Below are 20,638 nucleotides of genomic sequence, written 5' to 3' on the forward strand. Positions count from 1 at the left end.
CCATGTGGGTCGCCCGGCCGGGTCCGTCGTGTCCGGCGCCGCGCGGTCCGCGGTCAGCCGTGGCCGTTCCCGTGCCGCGTGGTGCGCCGGCGCGACAGGGGGCCGCGCTGCTGCTGTGCCGGCGGGGCGGACTGCCCGGGCCGGCGGGGGAGGGCGTGCCGGGGCTGGGTGAGGGTGATCTGCCCCACGAGCTGGTGGAAGCAGGCCAGGGCGGTGATCGGGGGGAGCCCGGCGACCGCCACCCCGGGCAGGGTCCTGGGCGCATGGGCGACGCACAGGACCACCGCGACGGTCGAGAAGAGGACCACCACGGCCCAGGAGTGCCGCACGCGCCGCCGCAGGACGGTGGCGCGCAGGATCGACAGCGAGGCGGCCAGCCAGGGTCCGTAGACCAGCAGGGGCCACCACCGCGCGAGATCGGCCGGCACGCTCAGACCGGCCAGGTGGCGCAGGGGATCGTAGGAGACCATCCCCCCGAGCACGCTGACCATCGCCACGAGGCAGGCCGTCAGCGCCGCGACGGCGAAGCTGAACACGTGCAGCCACGACAGTTCGGGGCGGGGGGTCCGGCGGCGACGGCGGTGGCGACGGTCGGCCTGCGCGCGCGACGCGGAGCGTGTCGGCGGCGCCTCGAAGTCCCCTTCCGTCTCGACGGGTTCCCCGTTCCCGTCGAGACGGCGCAGCACCCGGGTGGCCTGGTCCACGCCCTCCTCCGGGCCCGCGGGCGCCTCGGCCCGGGACTGGGACGGGGGCTGGGCCTGACCGGAGTCGCGCAGCAGTTGCGCCAGTTCGGCCTCGAAGTCCCAGGACGGATCGAGGAGGTCCACCTCCGGCGAGGCGGGGGCCCTCTGGTCGGGGGCGGGCCCCTGGTCGAACTCGGGGTGGGCGGTGGTCCGGTACCCGCCGGGGTCCCCGACCCCCGGCACGCCGTACGGATCGAAGTACTGACCCTGGTCATTCACGGCAGCCCCACCGGGAGCGACGGGGCGCGGATGTGGAAAGCGGATCTGGTGAAGTCACGTCCACAACAACGAAGGCGCGTCGCGACCGGACTACCGGCATTCGGGTGAAGCCGTAAGCCATACGATATCGGTGAACGACGTTCACCTCATACCGTGATTGCCCCTTCCCGGCCCCGGAATCCGGTGCGCACGAGCCGCCTGGGACACCAGTGACCTGCGAAGCGACGGGTCGTCAACCGGAGAGAAGGAAAAGAACACCGTAAGGGAATCTTGACGCCGGGAATCTTCTCGTATTTTCCTCTCCTCGGTTTGCCGCGGGGATCGGGCGGGTTTCCTCCGCCCGGATTCGACCTCCTCGCGCACGGGACCGGTCCGAGGAGGACCCGAGGGAGGAGAGATCCCTTCGCGTGTCGCGGGGCCGGTGCCGCACCGTCCGTCCGTCCGGGCTCCGGCGGACGGCCGCCCGATGTGCCCCGTCTTGGTCTGTACCTTGACTGGTCCATACCAAAGACGCTTGAGTATCCCCGTCCAACCCCCCACATCCGAAGGGACGTTCAGGTGCAACGACTACGCGTCATGGCGGGCGTCGCCGCGGCCACGTTCGCGGGCGCCCTGGCGGTCGTCATACCGGCGAACACCGCCTCCGCGGCCGAGTGCGCGACTCCGTGGAACTCCTCGGCGGTCTACTGGAACGGCGACACCGTCTCCCACAACGGCCGCAACTGGACCGCCCAGTGGTGGACCCAGAACGAGGCGCCCCCCGGCAACTCCGGCGTCTGGAAGGACCAGGGCACCTGCGGCGGCGGCACGACCCCGCCCACGAACCCCGACCCCTCGGGCTTCGTGGTCAGCGAGGCGCAGTTCAACCAGATGTTCCCGAACCGGAACTCCTTCTACACCTACCAGGGCCTGAAGGCCGCGCTGAGCGCCTACCCCGCGTTCGCCAACACCGGCGACGACACGGTGAAGAAGCGGGAGGCCGCCGCCTTCCTCGCCAACGTCGGCCACGAGACCGGCGGCCTGGTCCACATCGTGGAGCAGAACACCGCCAACTACCCCCACTACTGCGACAGCAGCCAGCCCTACGGCTGCCCCGCCGGCCAGGCCGCCTACTACGGTCGCGGTCCGATCCAGCTGAGCTGGAACTTCAACTACAAGGCCGCGGGCGACGCCCTGGGCATCGACCTGCTGCGCAACCCGTACCTGGTGGAGCGGGACGCCGCGGTCGCGTGGAAGACCGCCCTGTGGTACTGGAACACCCAGAGCGGCCCGGGCACGATGACCCCGCACAACGCGATGGTGAACGGGCGCGGCTTCGGCGAGACCATCCGCAGCATCAACGGCTCCCTGGAGTGCGGCGGGCGGAACCCCGCCCAGGTGCAGAGCCGGGTCGACAACTACAAGCGGTTCGTCCAGATCCTCGGCACCACCCCGGGTGACAACCTGACCTGCTGATACGGCAGTTGACGCAGACGGCCCCGCGCCACCGTGCCCGCCGCGAACGAGGCGGACGGCGGCGCGGGGATTCGTTTACCTGAAGGATTGCTCCTACCTCTATCTTCCGCCGCGTCCGGACGGAATACTGCCGGGCCATGACGCTCACGGACGAACGCATCACCGCGGAACGGCTCGAGGAACTGCTCGCCGACGACTCCATCGACATGGCCCACCGGACGCTGTGGCTGCTGCTGTGGGAGGGCGAGTTGCGGGTCCTGGACCTGCTCTCGCTGGAGATCGGGGACGTCGACCTCGTGGCGGGACGGGTGACCGGCGTCTGTGGCAGGGCGGTGCCGGAGGGCGAGGGCGCCCTCAGCGAGCGGGCGGTGGAGATGCTGACCCGGTTGGTCGGCGACCGGGAGACCGGACCGCTGTTCGCCATGGGGGTGCGGGCGCTGAGCTGGGAGCAGGTGATGCAGATCGCCGGCGAGCAGGGGCACGCCATCCACGAGTTCCGTGCGGGCGGCAAGCTCCACCGGCGCGAGGAGCCGGGGCGGGACCCCGCGTGAGACGGCCGCCGGCGTGACGGCCACCGATGAGACGGTGACCGGCGCCGTGCGTACCGGGGGGTGACACGTGTCTCCCACTCGGAAGGGGCGCCGATGCGTCACACGGTACGCGCCGCGGTGCGGATCGCCGCGTTGATCGGTTCGTTCGCACTCGTCGCGGGCTGCGGCGGAGACGGCGGTGACGCCCCCGGCGAGGGGGCCCGGAACGGCGGCAAGGCGCCGAGGACCGCCACGGGCACTCTGGAGGAACTCGCCGCGCGGACGCGGTGCGAGGTCGTCGTGCAGACGGACGCCGCGGAACTGCGGCAGGGGATGTGCACGACGGAGGACGGCCGGTACGTCCTCGCGACGTTCGCCACCGCCGAGGGCCGGCGCGACTGGCTGGCCGAGGCCAAACCCTACGGCGGCACCTACCTCGTCGGCGGGAAGTGGGTCGCCGTGGGGGAGCCCGAGGTGCTGGAGAAGCTGCGCGGCCGGCTCGGCGGTGCCCTGGAGTCCGGGGCGTCGCACACCGGGGACGTGGGGGGCGACGGTGGCCCGGGCTCCGAAGGAGCCGGCCACGGGGGACACCGGGGACACGGCTGAGGCCGGCCGCGCAGCGGACCCGGTGCCGGAAGCGAGGGCCTCCTCAGCGGCTCACTCGCAGTTCCGGCCTTCGTTGACGCAGGTGACGACCTCGTTCATGAGGTCGTCGGACATCACGTTGACGAAGTCGCTGTGGTCGGTGATCGGTTTGTGGAGCTGCTCGGGGAAGGAGTCGACGGCGAAGGTGACGCCCCGGGGCAGGTCGTAGGTGATGCGCTGGACGAGTTGGGGGATGGGGGTGAAGCCGTCGGGGCAACCGCCGTCCTCGTTCGCGAAGGCGACGTGGGTGCGGTGGTTGGCGCTGTCGGTGTTCCGCCCGTCCCAGCAGTTCTGGAAGCGGAAGGTGCGCACCAGTTGGCTGCCGCGGGGACACAGGGGGTACTTGTCGCGCAGTTGACGGTCCTCGAAGCCGGTACACGACCAGGAGGCGTTGGCGTTGGCGTCCCCGTTGGTGAAGGACTTGGCGTCGCCGGTGATGATGCGCAGGAAGCGGGGCATGGCCGTCACCGGCGCGTCGGGGTTGCCGCGGAAGGTGAGGGTGACGGAGGCGGGCGTCTGGATCTCGCCCACGTTGCCCTCGATGCCGCCGCCGGGGACGTTCGCGTCCTGCTCTTGGACGCCGTTGCGCAGCCGGACGACGGGCCAGTAGTGGGTGGAGAGGTCCTCGGGGTTCGCGCAGGTGGTCTCGGCGGCGGCGAGGGACTCGTTGGTGGAGAAGGCGTTGGTGTCCTGGTTGCCGACGTAGTCGTGCATGTGGTGCGCGCCGTTGGAGACGCCGGGGGCGGCGATGACGTTGTCGGAGTTGAACTTGCCGTTCTCGTTGCGCCCGCAGTCGGTGGTGAAGGTGCCGGTGGAACCGTCCTCCCCGTTCTCCGGTTCGGAGAAGTTCGGCCGCACCTTCCGGATGTCGACGAAGTCGTCGGGGGACGGGCCGTTCCCGTTCCGCCCCTGTCCCGGATCGCCGCCCTGGTCCCGGCCTCCGCCCTGGTCCCGGCCCCCGTCCTGTCCGGGGGCCGGGGTCCGCTCCCCGTCCTGTGGCCGGGGCCCTCCGCCGCCGCGCACCGCGCACCGCGCCAGCGCGTCCAGGCCGGTGGGCCGCGCGGTGAACCGGTCGAGCACGGTCACGATCCGCCCGATCGTCGCGCGCCTCTTGTCCTCCAAGGGGCCGAGGATCGCGTTCCGGACGAACGCCGGATCGTTCGCCGCCTGCGTCCGGGACCGGGCCAGACGCTGGTACGCCTGGACGACCTGGGTGTCCAGGAGCGCCAGGTTGCGGTCCACCTCCCGGCGCGCCTTGCGGGGCACTCTGGTGAGCCGGTCCACGACCTCCGGACAGTCGACGGTCAGGGTGCTCCGGGCGCTCTGGACCCGCCGATCCGTCCGCTCCTGCGGAACCCCGCCCTGCTGCGAGGTGCCGGCGCTGGCGTAGACGTTCGCGGCGACCATTCCGCCGGCTCCCAGCAGGAGGGCCGTCGCCGCGGCGACCGCTCTGTTCACCACGGGAGAGCGTTTGTGCGCTTTCTGTTTCATGGAACTCCTCAGCACTCCTCTGTGTCGCTCCGGAGCATCGGCTTTCCGGATGGGGAGGGGCTCCTCGTTCATACGGAGCGCTCCGGAAGGCCGTTCAGGAGTGCGCGGATCGTGCCAAATAATCGCCCCGCGACGCCCCGCGACCCGTGTGGCGGGCGCCACGGAGACCGCGAGAGGGGGTGTGGACGCCGGCACAGGGGGAACCCCGTCATCCGTGCCAGTACAGAAGCGCTACGCGGTCGCGGCGTCGGGTCGGTGGACCGACGAGGACGACAACGTCCGACTGCCCGCCGGCGAGGTGCACGCGTGGGAGCAGGGCATGAACCAGACCGTGTGCGGGCTGTCCCTCAGCCGCTCCCGACTCGGCCGCTTCCCCCATGTGACGTGGGCCGACGTCCTCCCGGAGTCGGGCGGCGCGGCCGACCGCGTGCAACGTGTCTGCCCGCGGTGCGCCTCGGTGGCGGGGCGGCGGGGGCCCGACGCGCGGCCCCGGTGGCGGCGCACGAACCCCAGGCCCTGAGCGCCGGGGCCCGGGGTCCGTTCCCCGTCCGGCCCCGGCGAACGGCGGCGCCCCCGCCCACGACACGCGGCGACGCGCACGACATTTGGAACATCCACGACCATCCACGACGAGGAGAAACACCGATGAGCGGTGCGATGGACCAGGCCGCCGAGACCGTTGGCCGGGCCACCGGCGCGGACGAGTACTCCGAGGGCGGAGAGGTCTCGCTCCGCGGCCTGGCCACGCTGGCGGGCGTCTACGCGACAGGTGTCGGGCTGTTCGCCTGGCGGATGAGGGCGTCGGGACGGCAACTGCCCGAGCGGATCCCGCCCCTCGACCTGCTCCTGATGGGAGTGGCCACCTACCGCAGCTCCCGGTTGATCACCAAGGACAAGGTCACCAGCTTCCTGCGCGCCCCCTTCACCCGGCGCACCGGCACCATCGGCGGCGCCGAGGTCATGGACGTGCCCCGCGGCCATGGCCTGCACAAGTCGGTGGGGGAGCTGCTGGCCTGCCCCTTCTGCATCGCGATGTGGATCGCGAGCGGGCTCACCATGGGCCACGCCACCGCCCCGCGCGCCACCCGCCTGGTCACCTCGTGCCTGAGCGCGGTGGCCGTCTCCGACTGGCTGCAGTACGCCTGGAGCCTGACGCAGCAGAAGGCCGAGGGCTGAGGGTCCCGTGACGCCGCCGGCCGACGCCGACGCCGCCGACGTTCCGGTGGGCACGCCGCCGGGGCCGGCCGCGCCGGGGCCGGCCGTACCGGAACTGGCCGTGCTGGTGGGGCTCCAGGGATCGGGGAAGTCCACGTTCCGCGCTCGGAGGTTCCCCGGGACCCACACCGTGGTGAGCAAGGACCTCTTCCCCCGCTCCGCCCGCCACAAGCAGCGGCGGCAGATGCGCCTGGTGGAGGAGGCGCTGGAGCGGGGGCGGTCGGTGGTCGTGGACAACACCAACCCCTCGCCGGTGGAGTGGGCGCCGCTGATCGACGCGGGACGCGCGCACGGGGCGCGGGTGGTGGCGTATTGGTTCCCGCCGGACGTCCCGGGCGCCCACGCGCGCAACGCCGCCCGCCAGGGCCGGGGGCGGGTGCCCGACGTGGGCTTCTTCGACACGCTGCGGCGGCTGCGCAGGCCGCGCCGTTCGGACGGCTTCGACGCGGTGTGGCAGGTGCGCGTCGACGGCCGCGGCGGCTTCGACGTCCGGCCGGACGACGGGGCGTGAGGTCCGGCCCCGGACGGCGGGGCGTGGGGAGGGCGTCCGGCGGGCGCTCAGCCGGCGGACGGGGGCCGCACGCCGGTGAGGACGACACCGCTGCGGGGCCGGGCCGGGATGCGGCGCAGCGGGATGGACAGGTCCTGCTCGGGCACCTCGTACTCCAGACCGGCCGGCCGCGCGGAGAGGGCCTTCAGCAGCGACACGGTGATGTCCTCGCCCGGGCAGCGGTGGTTGAGGGCCGGGTCGCCGCCGCCCTGCGGCACCAGCTCGTCCCGGCCCACCGTCCGGCCGAGGAAGCGCCGCGGGTCGAAGGCGTACGGCTCCTTCCACAGTTCGGCGTCGTGGTTCTGCCCGTACAGGTCGAGCAGAACGAGCGCGCCGGGCGGGATCGGCTCGCCCCGCCACGTCAGGTCGGCGACCGTCCGGCCCCCGATGAACGGCGCGAACGGGTAGAAACGGCGGACCTCGTGGACGAACGCCTCCGCGTACGCGCCGTCCGCGTCCTCCCGCAGTCGCGCCCGGTTCTCGGGCCACCGGTGCAGCGCGTGCGCGGCGAAGGCGACGAACCAGCAGACGGCGGTGGTGGGGCGCAGGACGTTGAGGAGTTCGACGGCGGCCGTGCGCGGTGCCGGCACCTCGCCGTCGACGTCGCGGTGGAGCGCCACCACCGCCACCACCGAGTCCGCCGGCACGCTCGCCGAACCGTCGCGCACCCCCTCCACCAGCCGGGTCAGCCACGCCTCCCGGCGTCCGCGCGCCGCCCGGGCGCGCCAGTGGCGCGGGCCCAGGGTGGCGAAACCGTCGACCATGGCCACCAGGTCACGGGCCACCGGCCCCACCTCGGCGTCGTCCAGGGGCACCCCGGCCCATCGGCAGACCCCCTGGGCGATCACCCGGCTCGCCTCGTCGAACAGCACCACGCTCGGTCGCTCCGCCCACCGCGCCACCGCCTCGTCCCACGCCTCGACGGTGCGGTCGGTCAGCGCGGCGACGCGGTCGGGGTCGGTGAGCAGGGACAGGAACATCGCCTTGCGCACCCGGTGCGCCTGGCCGTCGAGGGCGTGCACCGAGCCGTGTCCGAACAGGGTGCTCTTCACCGGCTCCGGCAGGGCGCCGTGCCGGCGCACGTGGCGCTCGTCGTAGAGGAACCGCACCGCCTCGGGGCCGCGCAGGGCCACCGCGTGCCGGCCCAGCAGCCGGGCGCGGACGAAGGGGCCCGCGGCGCGCCGCATGCGGTCGGGCAACCACGCGTACCCCTGCGCGAGCAGGGAGGGGTGCTGTCGATCACGGATCGGCGAGGGGAGTCCGTGCGGCGCTCGTGCCCGGGTCCCCCGGGCCGAAACGGCCGGACCCACCCCCGGGATCCACCACCGCCGGAGCAGCGTCCCGTCCTCGGGGACGGCCGCCCGGCGGGCCGCCGCCTCGTCCAGGGCCGCGCGCACGACGCTCTCGTGCCGGGCGCCGGGGAGCTTGGGAAGGAGATCTCCACGGCCGCCGGCGGGCGGGGCCGGAGCCCGGCCGCTCCCGCCGGTTCTCCGGACGGACGTCCCTACCGGTGGGTGTCCCCGTCCTCTTCCTCGGAGGCGTCGCCCTCGTCGACGATGCCCGCGGGGTCCTCGCCCACGACCGACCTGCCCGGCCGGGTACGGGCCGGACCGGCGGGCTGCCCACCACCGGTGGTGCCGTAGCTGCCCGACAGACCCGGCGGCATGTCGGCGTCCGCCTCCTCGCGGCTGATGTGGCGCCTGGCCCGCACGTTGGCGCGGCGCTCCCCGTAGGGGTAGTCGAACGGGCGCGCCTGCGCGCGTCGCCGTTCGGCCTCCCGGAACTCCCGGACCTTCTCGTTCTCGTCGGGTCCTTCGGGTGTTTTGTCCTTGTTCGTCTCGGCCATGCGGGGTGCGTACCCCCGGGCGACGGGGGCATGCGGGGGCCGGACCCGGGTACTCCGCCGCCGGACGGCGGGCCTGCCCCGTCCGGAGTCCCGGCACGCCGGGGAGGACCCGAGGTCGGAGAAGACCCGAGAGCCCGAACGAGGAGGCCGGTGGATGCGCGTACGCGGTTCCGTGGTGGTGACCGGGGCGTCGAGCGGCATCGGGCGGGCCACCGCCCTGGCGTTCGCCCGCAAGGGGTGCGCGGTGGTGCCGGCCGCGCGCCGCGAGGAGGTGCTGGAGGAGGTCGCGCGCGCCTGCGAGCGGCACCGGGGCGCGAGCACCCTCGTGGTGCCCGTCGACGTGGCCGACCCCGAGGCGGTCCGGAACCCCGCCCGGCGCGCGGTGAAGGGCTTCGGACGGCTCGACGTGTGGGTCGACCACACCGGCCGCAAGCCGGTGGCCATGCCGCCGGTCCACGGCCCCGAGCGCGTCGCCCGTGCCGTCGTCGGCCTGGCCCGCTCCCCGCGCCGGGAGGTCGTGGTCGGTCCGGCGGGCCGGCAGCTGCCGATGGAGGCGAAGGCTGCTCAGGGGTCGGCGGAGAAGACGATGGCCGTCCGGGTCGACCGGACCCACCTCTCCCGCCGGGAGCCGGGCCCGACCACCCACGGCAACCTCCACGCGCCGATCCCCGGCGAGGGCGCGGTGCACGGCGGCCGGCACGGACGCCGGCGCACCGTCGTGCGTCGGCCGACCACCGCCGCGCTGCCGACCGGCGCGGCCCTGGGCGGCGGCCGACGGCTCCGCACCCGCTGACCCGCGCACGGTGCGGAGGAACGCGGCGGGGCCCAGGGAGGCGGAAGGAGGAGAGCGATGACCGGGACGGAAGGGACCCCGATACCCGAGAGCGCCCACCCCCACCCGGTGATCGAGGAGAACGAGCGGCACGGCCGGCTCACGGCCCGGCCCTCCGCCTCGGTCGCCGTCGCGGGGGAGCCGGGCACGTACCGGGTCGACGGGCAGGCGCTGCTGCGCGTGCCACCGGCCGCGGAGAAGCCGGGGGGCGGCGGACCGTACTGGCTGCTGGTGGCGCTGCACGGCGCCGGGGGATCGGCGGAGCGGGCGCTGGACTGGCTGCTTCCGCAGGCCGGCTCCGACGCGCTGCTGCTGCTCGCGCCTCAGGCGTCCGACTCGACGTGGGACGTGATCCGCGGCGGCTACGGCCCGGACGTGGCCCGGCTGGACGCCGCGCTGCGGGACGTCTTCCGACGCTTCCCGGTGCGCCCGTCCGGGGTGGTGGTGGCGGGCTTCTCCGACGGCGCCTCCTACGCGCTCTCGCTGGGCCTGGCCAACGGCGACCTGTTCCGCACGGTGCTCGCCTTCTCGCCCGGGTTCATGGCGCCGATGGTCCGCCACGGGAGTCCCCGGATCTTCGTCGCCCACGGCAGGGACGACCAGGTCCTGCCGATCACCAGGTGCAGCCGCCGCATCGTCCCCGAACTGGAGCGGGCCGGGTACGACGTCACCTACCGGGAGTTCGACGGCGGCCACGAGGTGCCGCCCGAACTGGCCACCCGGGCGCTGCGCTGGTGGGTGCACGGCTCCCCGGAGGACTGAGGCCCGGGACGGCGCGCGGAGCGGAGTGCGACCATGGGCCGCGCACCGTGCCCGGCACCGTGCCCGACCGACGTCCCCTCAGGAGGTGACCCGTGGCGCCCCGCTCCCTGGCGGTGTTCGACCTGGACGGAACGCTCGCCGACGTCCGCCACCGTCTGCACCACATCGAGGGGCGTCCCCGGGACTGGGACGCCTTCTTCGCCGCCGCGTCCCAGGACCCGCCGCTGGCCGAGGGCGTGGCCCTGGCGCTGAAGAGCGCGGAGGAGCACGAGGTGGTCTACGTGACCGGACGCCCGGAGCGCTGCCGCCGCGACACCCTCCGGTGGCTGGAGCGGCACGGTCTGCCGACCGGACGGCTGCTGATGCGCGGCGGACGCGACCGCCGCCCCGCCCGCGTCACCAAGCCGGAACTGCTGCACCGCCTGGCCCGGGACCGCACCGTCGCCGTGGTCGTCGACGACGACGATCAGGTCTGCGACGCCTACGAGAGCGCCGGCTTCCCGGTGGTGCGGGCCCGGTGGATGACGGCCCGGCCCGCCCTGGAGCGGGCCCAGGAGCAGGAGGGGCGCACCTGACGGGGACGGGGTGGGGCGGCCCAGGTCGAGGGCCGCCCCACCCCGTCCGCCGGCGCCACCGCCGTGACCGGGCCTCCTCGCGCGCCGTTCGCCGCTTCCGTCGCCCCCGTCCCCGGCGTCCGCCGGCCCGCCGCGAATCCCCTTATCTCCTCCGGTCGCGGCGGGAGGCCCGTCGCGAGCCGTTGCCGGGCCTCAGCAGGCGGACGACGACGAAGCCCACGACCCCCAGGGCGACGACGGCCAGCACGCCCTTGGAGTACAGCGAGACGTAGTCCGAGACGGTGTGCCAGTTCTCCCCGAGGAAGTAGCCGGCGAGCACGAAGGCGGTGTTCCACAGCAGGCTGCCCAGGGAGGTGAGGACCAGGAAGGTCGTCACCGGCATCCGCTCGACGCCCGCGGGCACCGATATCAGGCTGCGGAAGATCGGGATCATTCGCCCGAAGAAGACCGCCTTGGTGCCGTGCCGGGTGAACCACGCCTCCGTCTTCTCGATGTCCTCGACCTTCACCAGCGGCAGCTTCGCCGCGATGGCCAGGGTCCGCTCCCGGCCCAGGAGCGCGCCCACCCAGTACAGGGCGAGCGCCCCGACCACGGAGCCGATCGTGGTCCACACCACGGCGGCGTACAGGTTCATGTCACCCTGGCTCGCGGTGAAGCCGGCCAGCGGCAGGATCACCTCGCTGGGCAGCGGAGGGAAGAGATTCTCCAGGGCGATGGCCAGGCCCGCCCCCGGGGCACCGAGGGTCTCCATCATGCTCGTGGCCCAGCCGGCTATCCCGCCGGTCGGCTGCTGTGCGGCGGCTACGGTTCGGATCATGGGGACAACGCTAAGCAAGGGCCGGACGACGGTGCCACGGGGGTCGCCGTGTACCGCTCCGGAGGGGGAACGCGGGGCGGGAGCGCGGAAGACCGCGGTCCGCGCGGCGCCCCTCCGCCGACCGGCGTGACGGTCCGTGCGGACATCGGCACCGCTCTGGTTTCGGCCTGGTTCCGGTCTGGCTCCGGTCTGGTTCCGGACGGGGGTCGGGCCGCCGACCGGCACCGACGAGGGGCCGCGCGCCGCGTCGGAGATCCGCGGGCGGCCGGCCGGTCCGCGCTGTCCGGGGAGTGGTCGGGGGACGGGAGCGAAGGGGGCTCCATGTCCGGAACACCGGACATGGCATATGTCACGTGCTCGTATCGCGGGCATTTCTTGACCGCGAACGGTAGAGCGTTCCAATAATGCAGCTCGTCGTACTAGCGGATCTCAAGGGGCTCCCGTGACACACAGCACGTCTCGAGGCGGCACCGACTGGTGGCGGGAATCGGTCGTCTACCAGATATACGTGCCCAGCTTCGCCGACGCCGACGGGGACGGGATGGGCGACCTGCGGGGCGTCACCGACCGCCTCGGCCACATCGCCGAGCTGGGCGCGGACGCCGTGTGGCTGACCCCCTTCTACCGCTCGCCCTGGGCCGACGGCGGTTACGACGTGAGCGACTACCGCGACGTCGACCCGCGCCACGGCACCCTGGACGACTTCCGCGAGCTCCTCGACAGCGCCCACGCGCTCGGGCTCAAGGTCATCGTGGACATCGTCCCCAACCACTGCTCCAGCGAGCACCCCTGGTTCGTCGAGGCGCTGGCCTCTCCGCCCGGCTCGCCCGCCCGCGACCGGTTCGTCTTCCGGGACGGCAAGGGGCCGAACGGCGACGAACCCCCCTCGGACTGGCAGTCCAAGTTCGGCGGCCCGGCCTGGACCCGAGTGCCGGACGGCCAGTGGTACATGCACATCTTCGCCGCCGAGCAGCCCGACCTGAACTGGGAGAACCCCGAGGTCCTCGCCGAGTTCGAGAGCATCCTGCGGTTCTGGTCGGACCTGGGCGTCGACGGCTTCCGCGTCGACGTGGCGCACGGGATGCGCAAGGACCTCACCCCTCCGCTGCGCGACACCCACGGCAGGGACTCCGCCCCGCTCAACGCGCCGCCCGAGGGACACGACCACCCCTTCTGGGACCGGGACGAGGTGCACGAGATCCACCGCGCCTGGCGGAAGGTCCTGGACGAGTACGACCCGCCCCGCATCGCCGTCGCCGAGGCGGGCGTCAGCGAGGCCAGACTGCCGCTGTACACCCGCCCCGACGAGCTCCACCAGGCGTTCAACTTCCCCTATCTGCGCTGTCCCTGGAACGCCGACGCCTTCCGCCGGATCATCGACGTCTCCCTGGCCGGCGCCCGTTCGGTCGGCACGCTGCCCACCTGGGTGCTGTCCAACCACGACGTGGTGCGCCACCCGAGCCGCTACGCCCTCCCCGAGGGCACCGACACCGTCGCCTGGCTGATGGCCGACGGCCGCGAGCCCGTCGCCGACGTGGAGCGAGGCCGCCGTCGCGCCCGCGCCGCCGCCCTGCTGACCCTGGCGCTGCCCGGCACCACGTACCTCTACCAGGGCGAGGAGCTGGGCCTGCCGGAGGTGGCCGACCTGCCGCGCGAGGCGCTGCGCGACCCGATGTGGGAGCGGACGGGGCACGCCCGCAAGGGCCGGGACGGCTGCCGCGTCCCGCTGCCCTGGAAGCGCTCCGGCCCGTCGTACGGGTTCGGGCCGGGCGGGAGCTGGCTGCCGCAGCCGGACGGCTGGGGGGAGTACTCCGTCGAGGCCCAGACCGGGCGGCCGGACTCCTTCCTGGAGCTGTACCGCGCGGCCCTGAAGATCCGCCGTTCCTTCCTGGGCGACGAGGGCTTCGCGTGGCTGCCCTCCCGGGAGGGCGAACTGGCCTTCCGCAAGGGCGCCCTGGAGTGCCGGGTGAACTTCTCCGACACCCCGCTGCCCCTGCCGCCGTCCGCCGAGCCCCTGCTGGCCGGCGGGGAGTGCGACGGGGGGATGCTGCCGCCGGACACCGCCGTCTGGCTGGAGCGCCGGCCCGACTGACGCCGTACCGCTCGGCACCGCCGCACCCTCGGGCCGCCGACGCCGCCGCGCGTCAGCGGCCCGACGCGTTCCGCGACCGGACCAGCACCTCGATGCCGTCCAGCAGGCGTTCGAGACCGAAGACGAATTCGTCGTCGGGGCCGTCCGGCCGGTCCATGACCCCCGCCCGGAGGACCGCCGTGACGGCCGGGAAGCGCTGGGGGTCGGTCAGTTCGGCCAGCAGCCGGGTGTAGGAGGCCATGACGTCCTCCATGCTCCTGCCCGAGGCCCGGGTGGCGGCGTCGAGGTCCGCCGCCAGCGTGGCCTCGTTCCTGACGAAACCACTGACCAGCAGGATGACCTGCGTCTTCTCGCCCTCGTCGAGCCCGGTGTCCCGCAGGCAGACCAGACCCCGCTCCATCCAGGCGACCGAGTTGGGCGTGATGGGCGGCGTGCTGATCGGGATGCGGAGTATCCACAGGTTGCGGTACAGCACGTCGCGCTGCGCCCGGGCCCAGTGCGCCAGCGCCGTCCGCCAGCCCTCCTCCTCCGGCGCGGGGCCCTCCGGGGGCAGGCCGTAGGCGGTGTCCTCCATGAGGACCAGCAGCTCGTCCTTGGACGACACGTACCGGTACAGGGACATCGTGGAGACGCCCAGGGCGGAGGCGACCCGGCTCATGGAGACCGCCGAGAGCCCCTCGGCGTTGGCGAGGTCGATGGCGGCGTCGACGATCCGGGCCACGCTCAGCCCGGGCCGGGGCCCCTTGCCGGGGCGTTCGCGCAGGCCCCAGGCGGTTTCGACCCCGGGGGGCAGACCGCTGCCGCTGTCCTTCGCCATCTTCTCCGTCCGCCTCCGCCGTTGCTGTGATCTCCGGATCGGTTGACCGCCATCCTAGGTCTGTGTATACCTTACGCAGTAGAGCGTATGTCGTACACAGAAGCGCGTATCCAATACGCGGAAGAAGAGGGGGCGGTCCGCGTGGCGGACGAACCGATGGTCGAGGCGATCGGCCTGGAGAAGTCCTACGGGCCGGTGAAGGTCCTGGCCGGAGTCGACCTGAACGTGGCGCGCGGCAGCGTGTTCTCGCTGCTCGGCCCCAACGGCGCGGGCAAGACCACGACCGTGCGCATCCTGTCCACGCTGGTGCGGGCCGACGCCGGACGGGTCCGTGTGGCCGGCTTCGACGTGGTGCGCGACCGGCGTGCCGTCCGCCGCCGCATCAGCCTCACCGGCCAGTACGCGGCGCTCGACGAGGAGCAGACCGGCGAGGAGAACCTGAGGATGATGGCCCGGCTGAGCGGACTGTCCCGGCGCGGGGCCCGCGAGCGCGCCGGGGAACTGCTGGAGCGGTTCGACCTCACCGGCGCCGCCCGCCGCAGGGTCGGCACCTACTCCGGCGGGATGCGCCGCCGCCTGGACATCGCGGCGGGCCTCGTCGGCCGGCCCGAGGTGGTCTTCCTCGACGAGCCGACGACCGGACTCGACCCGCGCAGCCGCCAGGGCATGTGGGAACTCGTCGCCTCGCTCGCCGGAGCCGGGACGACGGTCTTCCTCACCACCCAGTACCTGGAGGAGGCCGACCGGCTCGCCGACCGCGTCGCCCTCCTCGACGCCGGCCGGGTGGTCGCCGAGGGCACTCCCGCCGACCTCAAGCGGCGGATCGCCGGCCGGCGCCTGGACCTCACACTCGCCGATCCCGCCGCGTACGCGCGGGTCGCGGAGCGGCTCGGCGACATCGCGGTGCTCCACGACCCGGACCGCCTGCTCCTGGGAGTGCCCACCGACGGGAGCGCGGCGCACGTGAGGGCGCTGCTGGACGGGGTGGACCCGGACCGCGACGCGGTGGACCGGTTCGCCGTGTACGAGGCCACGCTCGACGACGTCTTCCTGGCCCTCACCGGCCGCACCGCCACCGTCGCCGCCGGCGGCGACGCCGAAACCTCCGCGACCGCCCGTGAGGAGACCGCCCGTGTCTGACACCACCGCACCCCGCGCCGCGGCGTCCGGGAGTCCGCTCCAGGGCCTGGTCAACGCCCTGACCATGACCGTCCGCTGCACGAGGCTGTCCGCGCGGAACCTCGACGCGCTGCTGACCTCGCTGATCCTCCCCGTGATGCTGATGCTGGTGTTCGTCTACTTCTTCGGAGGGGCGATCGACACCGGCACCGCCTACGTCACCTACGTCGTCCCCGGGGTGCTGGTGCTGTGCGCCGGATACGGGGCCGCCGCGACGGCCGTCGGCGTGAGCAACGACATGACCGAGGGCGTCGTCGACCGCTTCCGGTCCCTGGACGTCGGCGGCACCTCCGTGCTCACCGGGCACGTGACCGCCGGCGTCGCCCGCAACGCCGTCGCCACCGCCGCGGTGTTCGCCGTCGCCTTCCTCATCGGCTTCCGGCCGGAGGCGTCGCCGGCGGGCTGGGCGGCCGCGGTGGGCGTCCTGGCGGCCTACGTCCTGGCGTTCTCCTGGCTGTCCGCGGCGGTCGGCCTGCTGGCGAAGTCCCCCGAGGCCGCGAGCGGCTACACCTTCTTCGTGCTCTTCCTGCCCTATCCGAGCAGCGCCTTCGTGCCCGTGGAGACCATGCCGGACTGGCTCCACGGGTTCGCCGAGAATCAGCCGGTCACCCCCGTCATCGAGGCGCTGCGCGGTCTGCTGCTGGACGAGCCCGTCGGGGACGCCCCCTGGCAGGCGTCGGCCTGGTGCGCCGGCATCCTCGCCGTCTCGGTCGCGGCGTCCGCGGCGCTCTTCCGGCGCCGCACGGCCTGAGCGCACGCCCCGAACGCGCGGCCCGAGCGGACGACGGGGGCGACGGGGGTGCCGGGCGGGCCCGAAAGGGGGCGGGGTCAGGAGCGCCAGGTGTAACGCCGCTCGGGACGGCCGGTGGTGCCGTACCGCAGATGGACCCCGGCGCGGTCGGCGGCGACGAAGTGCTCCAGGTAGCGGCGGGCGCTGACCCGCGACAGGCCGATCCCGGCCGCGCACTCGCTCGCCGACAGACCCTCCGGGCCCGCCGCCCGCAGGGCGCCCTCCACCAGGGACGCGGTCGGGGCGCTGAGCCCCTTGGGCAGAGCGTCGGGGCGCGGACGCGCCTGCGCCGGGCCCGGGACCGGAAAGAGCCGGTCCACATGGGCCTGGTCGGCGCTCCGCGTCCCCTCCAGGGCGAGGCGGGCGGCGCGGTAGTGGCCGAGCCGGGCCCGCAGCTCGGCCTGCTCGAACGGTTTGATCAGGTAGTTCACCACGCCTGCCCGCTGCGCCTGGCGCACCGTCTCGGTGTCCTTGGCGGCGCTGACGACCAGGAAGTCCGTCCGCGGAGCCACCTCGCGGATGCGGCGCAGCGCCTCCAGGCCCGGACCGTCGGGCAGGTACAGGTCCAACAGCACCAGGTCGGGGGAGAGGCGGGCGGCCTGCCGTACCGCCTCCGCGGCTCCGTGGGCGACGCCCGCGGTGCGGAAGCCCGGTGTCCGGTCGACGTACACGCTGTGCAGCCGCGCGACCATGAAGTCGTCGTCGACGACCAGAACGCTGTGTTCCATCAGGCCCTTCCTCCGAGGGACCACAAGTTACTCAACGACCACTGTTTTGCGAATGGTGACCGGGAGCACATCCTCCTGGCAGCGTCTGCGGGACCCCATCGGTCGGCCGTCGGTTGGCCGTCGAATCGCTGGAAGTGCTGGAAGTGAGGTCCTCGTGGACAGACGCACACTGCTGCGCTCCGCCGCCGCGGTCGTGCTCGCCCCGGCCGCGTGCGCCGCGGCATCCGGGTGCGGGGTGACCCGACAGAGCGAGACGGGCGCCTCCGGTCCGCTCACCGGGCTGCGCATGATCGTCGGCAACAGTCCCGGCAGCGGCTACGACATCACGGCCCGCACCCTCGGCAAGGCCATGACCGCGTCCGAGGCGGCCCGCGGCATGGAGGTGATGAACATCTCCGGAGCGGGCGGCACCATCGGGCTGTCCCGGCTGGTGAACGCCCGCGGCAACGGCAGGCTGCTGATGATGATGGGCCTCGGCGTCGTCGGCGCCGTCTTCACCAACAAGTCCGCGGTGGGCCTGGCCGACACCACGCCGCTGGCCCGTCTGATCGAGGACCCCAGCGCCATCGTCGTGCCGAAGGACTCGAAGCTGCGCGACCTGGACGACTTCCTGCGAGCCTGGCGGCGCGACCCGGACGGCCTGTCGGTCGGCGGCGGCTCCTCCCCCGGAGGGCCGGACCACCTGCTGCCGATGCAGGTCGCCGAGGCCGCCGGCATCGACCCGACCGACACCCGCTACATCGGCTACGACGGCGGCGGGGAACTGCTCACCGCGCTGCTCGGCAGCAAGATCGACGTGGCGGCCACGGGCATCGGCGAGATGGTCGACCAGATCACCACGGGCGACGTGCGGGTGCTGGCGACCACCGGCGCCACGACCGTCGAGGGCCTGGACGCCCCCACCCTCGCCGACGAGGGCATCGACGTCTCCGCCGTCAACTGGCGCGGGGTGGTCGCCGCCCCCGGCATCCCCGAGGAGCGCGGGGAGCGGCTGACCGAGGCGCTGCGCACGATGCGCGAGTCCGACGAGTGGCAGGACGCCCTCCGGCGCAACGGCTGGACCGACGCCTTCGCGCACGGCGAGGAGTTCGAGGACTTCCTCGCCGAACAGAACGCCAAGGTCGCCAGGACCCTCGAGCGGCTGGGGCTGACCCGGTGAGAGAGGCGGAGGAGATGAAGGAGACGGAGACGACCCCGGACGCGGCGGGGACCGCCGGACCCGAGCGGGCGGCCGAGGCCGGCCCCAACCGCGCGGAGCTGCTGGTCTGCGCGCTGCTCGCGCTGCTCGGCGCGGTGGTGCTGTGCGACGCCCTGACGATGACGGACCTGCCCGGCGCCGAGACCGACCCGATCGGCCCGAAGGCCGTGCCGATCGGAGTCGGGGCCGCCCTGCTGGTCCTCGCGGTCGCCCTCGCGGTGGACGTGCTGCGCGGCGGACGCGGCGAGGCCGAGGGCGGCGAGGACGTCGACCTCGACGCGGCGATGGACTGGCGCGCGGTGCTGCTGGTGATCGCCTTCTTCCTGGCGAACGCCGCGCTCATCGAGCCGCTGGGCTGGGCGATCTCGGGCGCCGTGCTGTTCTGGGGCACGGCCTGGGCGCTCGGCAGCCGCCGCTGGGTGCGCGACGCGGCGGTCTCCGCCGTCCTGTCGGTCGGTTCGTTCTACGCGTTCGCCTACGGGCTGGGCATCATCCTGCCCCCGGGCGTGCTGAAGGGAATCCTGTGATGGAGACGCTGGACGCGCTGCTCGGCGGTTTCGCGACCGTCCTGTCCCCGGTCAACCTGCTCTACGCGCTCGTCGGCGTGCTGATCGGCTCCGCGGTCGGCGTGCTGCCGGGCATCGGCCCGGCGATGGCCGTGGCGCTGCTGCTGCCCGTCACCTTCGGCATGGAGCCCACGGCCGCGTTCGTGATGTTCGGCGGCATCTACTACGGCGGCATGTTCGGCGGGGCGATCACCTCGATCCTGCTCAACACCCCCGGCGAGTCGGCGTCGGTGGTCACCGCCATCGAGGGCAACCTCATGGCCAAGCGCGGACTGGCCGCCCAGGCGCTGGCCACCGCCGTGGTCGGCTCGTTCGTGGCCTCCACCATCGGCACCGCGATGCTCGTCTTCCTCGCCCCGCTGGTCGTGGACTTCGCGGTGACGCTCGGCGCGCCCGCGTACTTCGCGATCATGGTGGTGGCCCTGACGACGGTGACCGCCGTCATCGGCTCCTCCCGGGTGCGCGGCTTCTCCTCCCTCGCCCTGGGCCTGGCCATCGGCCTGATCGGCATCGACTCGATCTCCGGACAGCAGCGGCTGACGTTCGGCGTGCCGCAGCTCGCGGACGGCATCGACATCGTGGTCGTCGCGGTCGCCGTCTTCGCCGTCGGCGAGGCCCTGTGGGTCGCCGCGCACCTGCGGCGCACCCCGCCGAGGCCGGTGCCCGTCGGACGCCCGTGGATGAGCCGCGAGGACGTGCGGCGGTCGTGGAAGCCGTGGCTGCGCGGCGTGCTCATCGGCTTCCCCATGGGCGCGCTCCCCGCGGGCGGCGGCGAGATCCCCACCGTCATCTCGTACGCCGCGGAGAAGCGGCTGGCGGGCCCCGACGGCGAGTTCGGACGCGGCGCCATCGAGGGCGTGGCCGGCCCGGAGGCCACCAACAAGGGTGCGGCGGCGGGCTCCTTCGTCCCGATGCTCTCGCTGGGACTGCCCGCCAACGCGATCGGCGCGGTGATGCTCGCCGCCTTCACCCAGTACGGCATCCAGCCCGGCCCGCTGCTGTTCGAGCGGGAGGGCGACCTGGTGTGGGCGCTGATCGCGAGCCTGTTCATCGGCAACGTGCTGCTGCTGGTGCTGAACCTGCCGCTGGCGCCGGTGTGGGCGAAGCTGCTGCGCGTCCCGCGCCCCCACCTGTACGCGGGCATCCTCTTCTTCTCCGCGCTGGGCGCCTACGCGGTCAACCTCCAGGCCGTCGACCTGGTGGTGCTGCTGGTGCTGGGCCTGTTGGGATTCGTGATGCGGCGGTTCGGGCTGCCGGTCCTGCCGCTGATCCTCGGGGTGATCCTGGGACCGCTGGCGGAGGAGCAGCTGCGACGCGCCCTCCAGCTCAGCAACGGCGCGGTGAGCGGACTGTGGAGCGAGCCGGTGGCGATCGTGCTCTACGCCGTGGCCGCCCTGGTGCTGCTGTGGCCCCTGGTCGGCCGGTACGCGCGCCGGCGCCGGGCCTGAACCGGGGCGCGGAGTACGGGGCCGGGCCCGGCGGGGGGACGCCGCGGCCCGGCCGCTTACCCTTGCCCCGGACGGACGGGGCGGCGGGTCCCTCCCGCGTCCGGGGCGGCCCGCGCGGAGGGGCCGGAGGAGGGGAGGAC

Annotated in this window: 22 protein-coding genes; 15 read left to right on the forward strand and 7 right to left on the reverse strand. The window is 73.7% G+C overall.

All coding sequences use genetic code 11. From position 1 onward, the window contains the following. Window positions 1-53 precede the first annotated feature (53 nt). Window positions 54-962, reverse strand: coding sequence for a DUF2637 domain-containing protein (locus ABD335_RS16010; RefSeq protein ID WP_344323342.1), 909 nt, complete (start codon window positions 960-962; stop codon window positions 54-56). A 576-nt stretch (window positions 963-1,538) separates the two neighbouring features. Here ABD335_RS16010 and ABD335_RS16015 point away from each other — a divergent pair. The 3 genes from ABD335_RS16015 (at window position 1,539) to ABD335_RS16025 (ending at window position 3,553) form a co-directional block, all read left to right on the forward strand. After that, a complete protein-coding gene (locus ABD335_RS16015; protein WP_344323558.1) occupies window positions 1,539-2,417 on the forward strand; it encodes a glycoside hydrolase family 19 protein in 879 nt (292 codons plus the stop codon). A gap of 137 nt (window positions 2,418-2,554) precedes the next feature. Next, window positions 2,555-2,968, forward strand: a complete 414-nt coding sequence (locus tag ABD335_RS16020) for a site-specific integrase (RefSeq protein WP_344323344.1) — start codon at window positions 2,555-2,557, stop codon at window positions 2,966-2,968. Between the two features lie 93 nt (window positions 2,969-3,061). Then, complete coding sequence (locus tag ABD335_RS16025) at window positions 3,062-3,553, forward strand: hypothetical protein (protein ID WP_344323346.1); 492 nt, start codon at window positions 3,062-3,064, stop codon at window positions 3,551-3,553. A gap of 51 nt (window positions 3,554-3,604) precedes the next feature. Here ABD335_RS16025 and ABD335_RS16030 read toward each other — a convergent pair whose 3' ends face one another. Next, window positions 3,605-5,083: a DUF1996 domain-containing protein gene (locus tag ABD335_RS16030; RefSeq protein ID WP_344323348.1), complete on the reverse strand. Its 1,479-nt coding sequence runs from the start codon at window positions 5,081-5,083 to the stop codon at window positions 3,605-3,607. Between the two features lie 214 nt (window positions 5,084-5,297). On the opposite strand from ABD335_RS16030, the gene ABD335_RS16035 reads away from it, so the two are divergent. The 3 genes from ABD335_RS16035 (at window position 5,298) to ABD335_RS16045 (ending at window position 6,809) form a co-directional block, all read left to right on the forward strand. Beyond that, window positions 5,298-5,603 carry a hypothetical protein gene (locus ABD335_RS16035; protein WP_344323351.1) on the forward strand — a complete coding sequence of 102 codons (306 nt, stop codon included), beginning with the start codon at window positions 5,298-5,300 and terminating at the stop codon, window positions 5,601-5,603. A 125-nt stretch (window positions 5,604-5,728) separates the two neighbouring features. Beyond that, window positions 5,729-6,259: a DUF1360 domain-containing protein gene (locus tag ABD335_RS16040; protein ID WP_344323353.1), complete on the forward strand. Its 531-nt coding sequence runs from the start codon at window positions 5,729-5,731 to the stop codon at window positions 6,257-6,259. 7 nt (window positions 6,260-6,266) lie between these two features. Continuing rightward, window positions 6,267-6,809 (forward strand): AAA family ATPase, encoded by a 543-nt coding sequence (locus tag ABD335_RS16045; RefSeq protein WP_344323355.1) that lies wholly within the window; start codon window positions 6,267-6,269, stop codon window positions 6,807-6,809. 47 nt (window positions 6,810-6,856) lie between these two features. On the opposite strand, the gene ABD335_RS16050 is transcribed toward ABD335_RS16045, so the two are convergent. Both ABD335_RS16050 and ABD335_RS16055 read right to left on the reverse strand, forming a co-directional pair. Continuing rightward, on the reverse strand, window positions 6,857-8,047 hold the full coding sequence (locus tag ABD335_RS16050; protein ID WP_344323357.1) for a cytochrome P450: 1,191 nt from the start codon (window positions 8,045-8,047) through the stop codon (window positions 6,857-6,859). 305 nt (window positions 8,048-8,352) lie between these two features. Further along, window positions 8,353-8,694: a hypothetical protein gene (locus ABD335_RS16055; RefSeq protein WP_344323359.1), complete on the reverse strand. Its 342-nt coding sequence runs from the start codon at window positions 8,692-8,694 to the stop codon at window positions 8,353-8,355. Window positions 8,695-8,848: 154 nt separating this feature from the next. Between ABD335_RS16055 and ABD335_RS16060 the strand changes: the two genes are divergently transcribed. The 3 genes from ABD335_RS16060 to ABD335_RS16070 all read left to right on the forward strand — a co-directional run bounded on the left by ABD335_RS16060 (window position 8,849) and on the right by ABD335_RS16070 (window position 10,863). Next, window positions 8,849-9,487, forward strand: a complete 639-nt coding sequence (locus tag ABD335_RS16060; protein WP_344323361.1) for an SDR family NAD(P)-dependent oxidoreductase — start codon at window positions 8,849-8,851, stop codon at window positions 9,485-9,487. 57 nt (window positions 9,488-9,544) lie between these two features. Further along, window positions 9,545-10,288: an alpha/beta hydrolase gene (locus tag ABD335_RS16065; protein ID WP_344323363.1), complete on the forward strand. Its 744-nt coding sequence runs from the start codon at window positions 9,545-9,547 to the stop codon at window positions 10,286-10,288. Window positions 10,289-10,380: 92 nt separating this feature from the next. Then, complete coding sequence (locus ABD335_RS16070; protein ID WP_344323365.1) at window positions 10,381-10,863, forward strand: phosphatase domain-containing protein; 483 nt, start codon at window positions 10,381-10,383, stop codon at window positions 10,861-10,863. 142 nt (window positions 10,864-11,005) lie between these two features. Here the strand turns inward: ABD335_RS16070 and ABD335_RS16075 are convergent, their stop codons facing one another. Further along, a complete protein-coding gene (locus ABD335_RS16075) occupies window positions 11,006-11,680 on the reverse strand; it encodes a DedA family protein (RefSeq protein WP_425583652.1) in 675 nt (224 codons plus the stop codon). A gap of 442 nt (window positions 11,681-12,122) precedes the next feature. Here ABD335_RS16075 and ABD335_RS16080 point away from each other — a divergent pair, with 442 nt between their 5' ends. Next, a complete protein-coding gene (locus tag ABD335_RS16080) occupies window positions 12,123-13,772 on the forward strand; it encodes a glycoside hydrolase family 13 protein (RefSeq protein WP_344323367.1) in 1,650 nt (549 codons plus the stop codon). A gap of 52 nt (window positions 13,773-13,824) precedes the next feature. Here the strand turns inward: ABD335_RS16080 and ABD335_RS16085 are convergent, their stop codons facing one another. Beyond that, window positions 13,825-14,589: a TetR/AcrR family transcriptional regulator gene (locus ABD335_RS16085; RefSeq protein WP_344323369.1), complete on the reverse strand. Its 765-nt coding sequence runs from the start codon at window positions 14,587-14,589 to the stop codon at window positions 13,825-13,827. A 156-nt stretch (window positions 14,590-14,745) separates the two neighbouring features. On the opposite strand from ABD335_RS16085, the gene ABD335_RS16090 reads away from it, so the two are divergent. Next, entirely contained in the window at window positions 14,746-15,729 is a 984-nt protein-coding gene (locus ABD335_RS16090) for an ATP-binding cassette domain-containing protein (RefSeq protein WP_344323563.1), read from the forward strand. A gap of 46 nt (window positions 15,730-15,775) precedes the next feature. Beyond that, entirely contained in the window at window positions 15,776-16,519 is a 744-nt protein-coding gene (locus ABD335_RS16095) for an ABC transporter permease (RefSeq protein WP_344323565.1), read from the forward strand. Window positions 16,520-16,596: 77 nt separating this feature from the next. Here the strand turns inward: ABD335_RS16095 and ABD335_RS16100 are convergent, their stop codons facing one another. Beyond that, window positions 16,597-17,286, reverse strand: a complete 690-nt coding sequence (locus tag ABD335_RS16100; RefSeq protein WP_344323372.1) for a response regulator — start codon at window positions 17,284-17,286, stop codon at window positions 16,597-16,599. A gap of 154 nt (window positions 17,287-17,440) precedes the next feature. Between ABD335_RS16100 and ABD335_RS16105 the strand changes: the two genes are divergently transcribed. From ABD335_RS16105 to ABD335_RS16115, 3 genes are read left to right on the forward strand one after another with little or no spacing between them, the layout of a single operon-like run. Further along, entirely contained in the window at window positions 17,441-18,445 is a 1,005-nt protein-coding gene (locus ABD335_RS16105; RefSeq protein WP_344323374.1) for a Bug family tripartite tricarboxylate transporter substrate binding protein, read from the forward strand. 14 nt (window positions 18,446-18,459) lie between these two features. Further along, window positions 18,460-19,011, forward strand: a complete 552-nt coding sequence (locus ABD335_RS16110; RefSeq protein ID WP_344323376.1) for a tripartite tricarboxylate transporter TctB family protein — start codon at window positions 18,460-18,462, stop codon at window positions 19,009-19,011. Beyond that, window positions 19,011-20,498 (forward strand): tripartite tricarboxylate transporter permease, encoded by a 1,488-nt coding sequence (locus tag ABD335_RS16115; protein WP_344323378.1) that lies wholly within the window; start codon window positions 19,011-19,013, stop codon window positions 20,496-20,498. The genes ABD335_RS16110 and ABD335_RS16115 overlap by 1 nt, the downstream gene beginning before the upstream one ends. Window positions 20,499-20,638 lie beyond the last annotated feature (140 nt).

The organism is Streptomyces macrosporus (assembly GCF_039533145.1).
Classification (GTDB): domain Bacteria; phylum Actinomycetota; class Actinomycetes; order Streptomycetales; family Streptomycetaceae; genus Streptomyces; species Streptomyces macrosporus.